This is a genomic window from Tistrella mobilis (genome assembly GCF_039634785.1).
GTDB lineage: Bacteria > Pseudomonadota > Alphaproteobacteria > Tistrellales > Tistrellaceae > Tistrella > Tistrella mobilis.
In genome coordinates this window covers 67,811-75,438 of record NZ_JBBIAB010000023.1, presented here as the reverse complement: position 1 = coordinate 75,438, position 7,628 = coordinate 67,811, and the positions used below count along the sequence as shown (strand labels likewise).

General features: G+C 67.5%; 7 protein-coding genes. 2 read left to right on the top strand and 5 right to left on the bottom strand.

Annotated elements, in window-relative coordinates:
* The first annotated feature begins 448 nt into the window (after positions 1-448).
* Together WI697_RS23320 and WI697_RS23315 are read left to right on the top strand one after the other, a co-directional pair.
* A complete protein-coding gene (locus tag WI697_RS23320) occupies positions 449-874 on the top strand; it encodes a hypothetical protein (protein ID WP_345960093.1) in 426 nt (141 codons plus the stop codon).
* A gap of 126 nt (positions 875-1,000) precedes the next feature.
* Positions 1,001-1,555, top strand: a complete 555-nt coding sequence (locus WI697_RS23315; RefSeq protein WP_345960095.1) for a DUF924 family protein — start codon at positions 1,001-1,003, stop codon at positions 1,553-1,555.
* A 58-nt stretch (positions 1,556-1,613) separates the two neighbouring features.
* Here the strand turns inward: WI697_RS23315 and WI697_RS23310 are convergent, their stop codons facing one another.
* From WI697_RS23310 to miaA, 5 genes are all read right to left on the bottom strand, one after another.
* Positions 1,614-2,639 (bottom strand): YihY/virulence factor BrkB family protein, encoded by a 1,026-nt coding sequence (locus tag WI697_RS23310; protein WP_345960092.1) that lies wholly within the window; start codon positions 2,637-2,639, stop codon positions 1,614-1,616.
* Positions 2,640-2,821: 182 nt separating this feature from the next.
* A complete protein-coding gene (ilvC, locus tag WI697_RS23305; RefSeq protein ID WP_345960091.1) occupies positions 2,822-3,838 on the bottom strand; it encodes a ketol-acid reductoisomerase in 1,017 nt (338 codons plus the stop codon).
* Between the two features lie 173 nt (positions 3,839-4,011).
* Positions 4,012-4,548 carry an acetolactate synthase small subunit gene (gene ilvN / locus WI697_RS23300; protein ID WP_345960090.1) on the bottom strand — a complete coding sequence of 179 codons (537 nt, stop codon included), beginning with the start codon at positions 4,546-4,548 and terminating at the stop codon, positions 4,012-4,014.
* A gap of 109 nt (positions 4,549-4,657) precedes the next feature.
* Positions 4,658-6,409 (bottom strand): acetolactate synthase 3 large subunit, encoded by a 1,752-nt coding sequence (locus tag WI697_RS23295; protein WP_345960089.1) that lies wholly within the window; start codon positions 6,407-6,409, stop codon positions 4,658-4,660.
* Between the two features lie 238 nt (positions 6,410-6,647).
* Positions 6,648-7,616, bottom strand: coding sequence for a tRNA (adenosine(37)-N6)-dimethylallyltransferase MiaA (gene miaA, locus WI697_RS23290; RefSeq protein ID WP_345960088.1), 969 nt, complete (start codon positions 7,614-7,616; stop codon positions 6,648-6,650).
* Positions 7,617-7,628: the final 12 nt, after the last annotated feature.

The window sequence follows — 7,628 nt, the reverse complement described above, 5'->3', positions numbered from 1 at the left end:
CTAGGCACAAGGTCATATCGAGATGCCAAGGCGCTCATCGGTCAGTCGTTCTTAAAGTCCTAAGATCGACGACCGCCGCCCTCGCATCCCTTCCGATCCGTTTCACAATGTCAAAGATCCAAACGAAGCGTTTCCACCTCGCGGCACCCTCGGGTGCCCGCCTCTCTTAAGAGGCTGTATTCTCTGGCTTTTCAGCCCCGCCGGCGCCGCGTCGTCCGCGGTGCCCGTCGGTGTGGGGCGGTTTATAAGGGCCACAGCCAACCCTGGCAACACCTTTTTTGACGGTTTTTTTGACGGCGGACGATTCGCCCGGCAAGCCGTTGATCCGACACGAAAGATTCTTGAGCCGATCCCAGAGGTCTTTCGCCCCGATCCGGGTGGCGGCATCGTCGCGAATGCCGCAGGCTGTTTTTTTCTCGTAGCACCCCCCTTCGGAAAGACCCGATCGATGACCATCACCCCGCCCGACGCCCCCGTCCTTGGAACCGCCGGATTCGATCTCTCCTGCTGGCCCGTCGTCCGCGGCCGCTCTCCCGCCGGCGATCTTGCCATGGTCGAGGCCTGGATCGACGCCCTCACCCTGATCCTCGACAGCGGGCAGCGTTTCGCGGTGGTGATGGACATGCCGGGCACGATCACCGCGGATGCCGCCACACTGACCGAGGGCCGCAAGAAGGTGATCCTGTGGATGAAGCAGCGCCGCGAGGATCTCGCCGCACGCTGCGGCGGTTTCGTCTATCTGCCGGCCGATCCGGCAGAGCTTGAGGATCTGGCAGCCAAGACCGCCCAGGTCGCGGCCGCCTTCCCCTTCCCGCTGCATGTGGCATCCGACGAAGCCGCGGCATTCGAGAGGGCGCGCAGCCTCACCCATTGATCCGGCGGGTTGTCGAGAGTTGAGCCCGGGCGGGTTTCGCGAGACGATGAATGACATTCCCCTCCCCCTCCGGAGCCCGCCCCCATGCTCACCGACCTCGCCACGGCGCTCCGCGCCGAGGAAGCAATGATCGCCGACGGCGCCACGCTCGATCGTGTGCTCGATTTCTGGTTCGGCGAACTCGGACCCGCCGACTGGTTCGGCGCCGGCGAACGCCTGGACGAGGTGATCGGCGATCGCTTCGGCCGGGTTCTGGCCGCCGCCCGCCGCGGCTGCTGCGCCCCCTGGCGGAGCACGCCCCGCGGCCGGCTGGCGGAAATCCTGGTGCTCGACCAGTTCTCGCGCCATATCCACCGCGGCACGCCGGACGCCTTCGCCGCCGACGGCATGGCCCTGGCACTGGCCCAGGAAGCGGTTGCCGGCGGCCACGACCTGAAGCTGACCGTCACCGAGCGCAAATTCCTCTATCTGCCCTTCGAGCATTCAGAAAGCCTGAGCGTGCATGTCCAGGCGATGGCCCTGTTCACGGCGCTGGGCGATGCCGATGCCCTCGACTGGGAACGCCGCCATCTGGCGGTGCTGGAACGCTTCGGCCGCTACCCCCATCGCAACGAGGTACTGGGCCGGATCTCGACGCCCGAGGAGCAGGTCTATCTGGAAGAGCCCGGCGCGGGCTTCTGACAGGGCCGCCGGCGCGCAGTCCGGGTTCAGGGCAGGAGGGGGCAGGACAAGAGGGAGGTCAGGGCAGCTTGCCCAGCGTGTCGGCGACATAGGCCCCCCGCCGCCCCATCGGCTTGGGCCGGCCTTCGGTCGAGTCGCAGGCGGTCTGGTGCTCCAGCTCGGCATTCAGCTCGGCGCCGACCAGCACGATCATGACCGAGATCCAGATCCAGGTCATGAACACCACCACCGCCCCCAGCGGACCGTACATCCGGTCATAGCCGGCGAGGTTCGCCACATACCAGGAGAAGGCCATGGAGGCGATCAGCCAGACCACGGCCGCCAGACAGCCGCCGGGGGTGACCCAGCGCCAGCGGGCGGTCCTGCGGCTCGGGGCATAGCGATAGAGCACGCTGGTGCCCAGCACCACGATCAGCACCAGCAGGGGCCAGCGGCCGATGTCGAGCAGCTGCTCGGCCGAGGTCCCGAGCGGCAGCACATCCAGCGCCACCGGCAGCAAAGCGAGCGCCGCCAGCACCAGCGCCGTCGACAGGATGGCCGCAAGGGTGAACCCAAGCGTGACGGCGGTGAAGACCACGAAAGAGCGCGACTGCCGCTCGCCATAGGCGACGTCGAGCGCATCGAACATCGCCTTCATGCCCTGATTGGCGCTCCAGAGGGCGATGGCGAGGCTGAACAGCGCCCCGAAGCCCAGCTGCCCCTGCGGCTGGCGGGAAACCCGCAGCATCTGCTCGGACATCAGCTGCACGGGGCCTGCGGGCAGCACATCGCCCAGCAGGGTCATATGCTCCACCACCGCCGCCGGATCGGCGAACAGGCCGTAGATCGAGATCAGCGCGGTGATGCCCGGGAAGATGGCGAGCAGGGTATAGAAGGCGACGCCCGCCGCCACGGCCTCCACCCGATCTTCGATCACCTGCCGGACGGTGCGCCAGAGGACATCCTTCCAGCCCCGCATCGGCATCTCGTCCGGCCCCCGGGCGTGGCGACCGCGGGCCTCGTGCTCGGCCGGTGCGCCATCCGGATCGAGCCCGTTTTCGGCCTGGCCGCGCAGCGTGCCCGTCCGGCCGTCCTCTGCCGTCATCCTCCGCCTCCCTTGCAGCACCGACCGGACAACCGGCAGAGCCGCAGCAGGTTCCGGTGCCGGAAACGCGGACGGGCGGCACCCCCTGGGGAGTGCCGCCCGTCCGGATCCGGTCCCGAAGGATCAGATGCGCCAGATCAGGTCTTACCCGATCAGGTCTGGCCCGATCAGGTCTGGCCCGATCAGTTCTTCGTCTTGTCGACCAGGCGGTTGGCCGCGATCCAGGGCATCATGGCGCGCAGCTTCTCACCGATCTCTTCGATCTGGTGCTCGGCATTGCGGCGACGCATGGCCTTGAAGCTCGACTGACGGGCGGCGTTCTCCAGCACCCAGTCGCGGGTGAAGCGGCCACCCTGGATGTCCTCCAGGATCTTCTTCATCTCGGCCTTCACGGCCGGGGTGATGACCCGCGGGCCCGACACGTAGTCGCCATATTCGGCGGTGTTCGAGATCGAGTAGCGCATGTTGGCGATGCCGCCCTCGTACATGAGGTCGACGATCAGCTTCATCTCGTGCAGGCACTCGAAATAGGCCATCTCGGGGGCATAGCCCGCCTCGACCAGGGTCTCGAAGCCGGCGGTGATCAGGTGGGTCACGCCGCCGCAGAGCACGGCCTGCTCACCGAACAGGTCGGTCTCGCACTCTTCCTTGAAGGTGGTCTCGATGATGCCGGCGCGGCCGGCACCCAGGCCGCAGGCATAGGAGAGCGCGGTCTCGAGCGCATTGCCCGACACGTCCTGCGCCACGGCAACCAGGCTCGGCACGCCGCCGCCCTTCAGGTATTCGCTGCGCACCGTATGGCCGGGGCCCTTGGGCGCCACCATGAACACGTCGATATCGGCGCGCGGCTGGATCAGGCCGAAATGGATCGACAGACCATGGGCGACGACGAGGGCGGCACCCTCCTTCAGGTTGTCGCGCAGATCCTGCTCGTAGAGGTCGGCATGCAGCTCGTCCGGGGTGAGCACCATCACCACATCGGCCAGCTTCGCGGCCTCGTCGGGGGTGTGGACGGTGAAGCCGGCGCCCTCGGCCTTGGCGCGGGTCGCGGAGCCGGCACGCAGGCCCACGATCACGTTGACGCCGCTGTCGCGGAGGTTCGCCGCATGGGCATGGCCCTGGCTGCCATAGCCGATGATCGCGACCGTCTTGGTCTTGATCAGGTTCAGGTCGGCATCGCGATCGTAGTAGACGCGCATGGTTCGGTTGCTTCCTCTGATGATGTCAATGGACGGCCTGTTCTGCATCCTGCCGCCCTTGACCTTGTCGTCGCACGCCTCGCGATCAATTTCGACCACGCACGACGCCATATGGACCTAAGGTGTCGAATGGTGGACCCCGGGATCTCCCGGAGGCCCGAAAGCCGGTCGGATCAGACGTGGCCGCGCTCGGAGGCGAGCGGGGCCGCCCCGCGCGACAGGGCCGCGATGCCGGTGCGGGCGACATCCGCCAGCCCCAGCGGCCGCATCAGGTTGATGAAGGCCTCGATCTTTTCGGTCGAGCCGGTCATCTCGAAGATGAAGCTTTCATGGGTGCTGTCGACCACGCGGGCACGGAAGATGTCGGCGATGCGCAGCGACTCGACCCGGCGATCCCCCGTGCAGGCGACCTTGACCAGCGCCAGCTCGCGACCGACGAAGGGGCCACTCTGGGTCAGGTCGGTCACCGCATGCACCGGCACCAGCCGGGTGAGCTGCGCCTTGATCTGCTCGATGATCATCGGCGTGCCCGAGGTGACGATGGTGATGCGCGAGCGGGTGCGCGTCTCGTTCACCTCGGCGACGGTCAGGCTGTCGATGTTGTAGCCGCGGCCCGAGAACAGGCCGATGACGCGGGCGAGCACGCCGCTTTCGTTGTCGACCAGCACCGAGATGGTGTGCTGGGTGATGGGTTCGTTCTTGATGACCATGGGAAGCTGTCTCGCGCCTGGAGCCGGTCTTAACCCGGACGGAAGGGGGCGGCAGGCCTGTGCGAAGCCTGCCGGGAACTGGCGTCGCCGCTGCGGTGTCGACCGCAGCTCAGACCAGTACCATGCCGTCCTCGCTCTTGCAGGCGTCCAGCTCCTGGCCGGGGCCCAGGATGATCTCGTGATGCGCGGCACCGGCGGGGATCATCGGATAGACGTTCTCGCCCTTGTCGACGCGGACATCGACCACCACCGGCCCGTCATGGGCCAGCATCTCGCGGATCACGTCGTCGAGATCGTCGGGCGAATGGGCACGCAGCCCCTTGGCACCGAAGGCCTCGGCCAGCTTCACGAAATCGGGCAGCGCCGCCGAATAGCTTTCGGAATAGCGGCCACCATGGAACAGCTCCTGCCACTGGCGGACCATGCCCATCCATTCGTTGTTCAGGATGAACACCTTCACCGGCAGCCGATGCTGGATCAGGCTCGACAGCTCCTGGATGTTCATCATCGTCGAGGCTTCGCCGGCGATGTCGATCACCAGCGCATCGGGATGCGCCACCTGCACGCCCATCGCCGCCGGCAGGCCATAGCCCATGGTGCCGAGCCCGCCCGAGGTCATCCAGTGGTTCGGCTGGTCGAAGCCGAAATGCTGGGCCGCCCACATCTGATGCTGGCCGACCTCGGTGGTGATGTAGGGGTTGCGGTCGCGGGTCATCTCCCACAGCCGGCGGATCGCGTATTGCGGCTTGATGATCTGGGCGCTGTTCTGGAAGCCCAGCGAATTCTGCGCCCGCCAGCCGGCGATCTTCTCCCACCAGTCGCCGATGCGCGCGGGATCATGCTCGGCCTTGCGGCGCTCCCACACCTCGAGCAGGGCCCGGATGGTGTTGCCGGCATCGCCCACGATCGGCAGGTCGACCGCCACGTTCTTGTTGATCGAAGACGGGTCGATATCGGCATGGATCTTGATGCTGTCGGGCGAGAAGCCGTCGAGCCGGCCGGTCACCCGGTCGTCGAACCGGGCGCCCAGATTGATCATCAGATCGCTGCCATGCATCGCCAGATTGGCTTCCAGCGTGCCGTGCATGCCCAGCATGCCCAGCGACTGCCGGTCGCTGGCCGGATAGGCGCCGAGGCCCATCAGGGTCATGGTGATCGGGAAGCCGGTGGCGCGCACCAGGCGGACCAGGTTGTCGCAGGCCTCGGTGCCGGCATTGATCACGCCGCCGCCGACATAGAACACCGGGCGGTCGGCCTTCAGCATCAGATCGACCGCGCGTTCGATCACCGCCTGTTCGGGCGTGACCTGGGGCCGGTAGGTCGGCGCTGGCAGGGCATCGGGGGCGGTATAGGCGGCCAGCGTGTTCAGCACGTCCTTGGGCAGGTCGATCACGACCGGGCCGGGGCGGCCCGAGCGCGCGACATGGAAGGCCTCGTGGACCTTCGCCGCCAGCACGTTGACGTCGCGGATCAGATAATTGTGCTTGGTGCAGGGCCGGGTGATGCCGACGGTATCCGCCTCCTGGAAGGCGTCGTTGCCGATCATGTGGGTCGGCACCTGGCCGGTCAGGCAGACGATCGGGATGCTGTCCATCAGCGCATCCGTCAGGCCGGTGACCGCATTGGTCGCCCCCGGGCCCGAGGTCACGAGTACCACGCCGACCTTGCCGGTCGAGCGCGCATACCCCTCCGCCGCATGGACCGCCGCCTGTTCGTGGCGGACCAGGTAATGACGCACGCTGTTCTGCTTGTAGAGCGCGTCATAGATCGGAAGTACCGCGCCACCGGGATAGCCGAAAATGACCTCCACACCCTGGTCGGCCAGGGCTTTGATCAGGATTTCCGCACCGGTGAACTGCATCGTTCGGTCGCTCCGCGTAACATCTGGTTCGGGGGGCATGCGCAGCGCAGGGCCCGCCCTCGCCCGGATCACCGGCGGGACATCCGCCGGCCTTCGCCGAAAAAGAACCGCCGGCGGACATCTCCGTCGGCGGGTTCCGCCCCTCACCTCGATGCGGGGCCCGGTCCCGCCCTGCCCATGGCATACGGGCAGGCGGATCTCGACCGGTCTCTGATCCGAGCCTGTGGAACCTAGCGGCTCAATGACCCAGGGTCAACAGGAAGCGATCAATTTCCAAAAAGATTCTTGATGCCAAACATTCCGAATATTGCTCATGCGCGCCCAGGTTGACGAGCGCCTGATTTCGTATCCAGGTCATCTGACGCTTGGCGTATTGGCGGGTGGCGATGCGGCCCCGCTCCAGCATCTCGTCCCGTGAAATCTCTCCCGCCAGCCAGGCGCTGATCTCGGGCACGCCCACCGCCTTCATCAGCGGCACGGCCTGCGGATCCAGCCCGCGCGCCAGGAAGGCTGCGACTTCGTCGGCCGCCCCCATCTCCAGCATCTTTGCGAAGCGGCCGGCGATCGCCCGGTCGCGGGTTCCGGCATCCGGCATCAGCGCGATGGTGAAGACCGGCCCCGCATGGCCGCCCGCGGGCGGATGGGCCCGCTGCCAGTCCGCCAGGCTGCGGCCGGTGGCACGCACCACCTCCAACGCCCGGGCCAGGCGCTGCGGGTCTGCCAGCTGCTGCGCCGCCTTGGGGTCGAGCGGTGCCAGCGCCGCCTTCAGTGCCGGCACGCCGCCGGCCAGGCCCAGCGCGCGGACCTCGTCGCGCAGATCCTGCGGGATCGCGGGCAGATCCGACAGCCCCTCCACCAGCGCGCGAATGTAAAGGCCGGTCCCGCCGGTGATCAGCGGCAGCCGCCCGGCCTGATGCGCGGCCACGACTTCGGCACGGGCCGCCGCCGCCCAGTCGGCAGCCGACCACACCGCCTCGGCCGGCCGCACGCCATAAAGCCGGTGGGGGGCGGCGGCCTCGTCGGCCGCAGAGGGCCGCGCGGTCACGATCCGCAGATCGACATAGACCTGCATCGCATCGGCATTGATCACCACGCCGTCGCGTGCCCGGGCGAGGTCGAGCGCCAGCTGGGACTTGCCGGATGCGGTGGGCCCCATCACCACGATCAGGGGGCCGGCGCCGGCCGGTGCCGGATTGCTCCGCTGCATGCTTGCTCCCGC

Bases quoted from the DNA above. Each gene is read 5' to 3' on its own strand.
- WI697_RS23320 (WP_345960093.1), top strand. From the start codon at position 449: ATGACCATCACCCCGCCCGACGCCCCCGTCCTTGGAACCGCCGGATTC.
- WI697_RS23315 (WP_345960095.1), top strand. From the start codon at position 1,001: ATGATCGCCGACGGCGCCACGCTCGATCGTGTGCTCGATTTCTGGTTC.
- WI697_RS23310 (WP_345960092.1), bottom strand. From the start codon at position 2,639: ATGACGGCAGAGGACGGCCGGACGGGCACGCTGCGCGGCCAGGCCGAA.
- ilvC (WP_345960091.1), bottom strand. From the start codon at position 3,838: ATGCGCGTCTACTACGATCGCGATGCCGACCTGAACCTGATCAAGACC.
- ilvN (WP_345960090.1), bottom strand. From the start codon at position 4,548: ATGGTCATCAAGAACGAACCCATCACCCAGCACACCATCTCGGTGCTG.
- WI697_RS23295 (WP_345960089.1), bottom strand. From the start codon at position 6,409: ATGCAGTTCACCGGTGCGGAAATCCTGATCAAAGCCCTGGCCGACCAG.
- miaA (WP_345960088.1), bottom strand. From the start codon at position 7,616: ATGCAGCGGAGCAATCCGGCACCGGCCGGCGCCGGCCCCCTGATCGTG.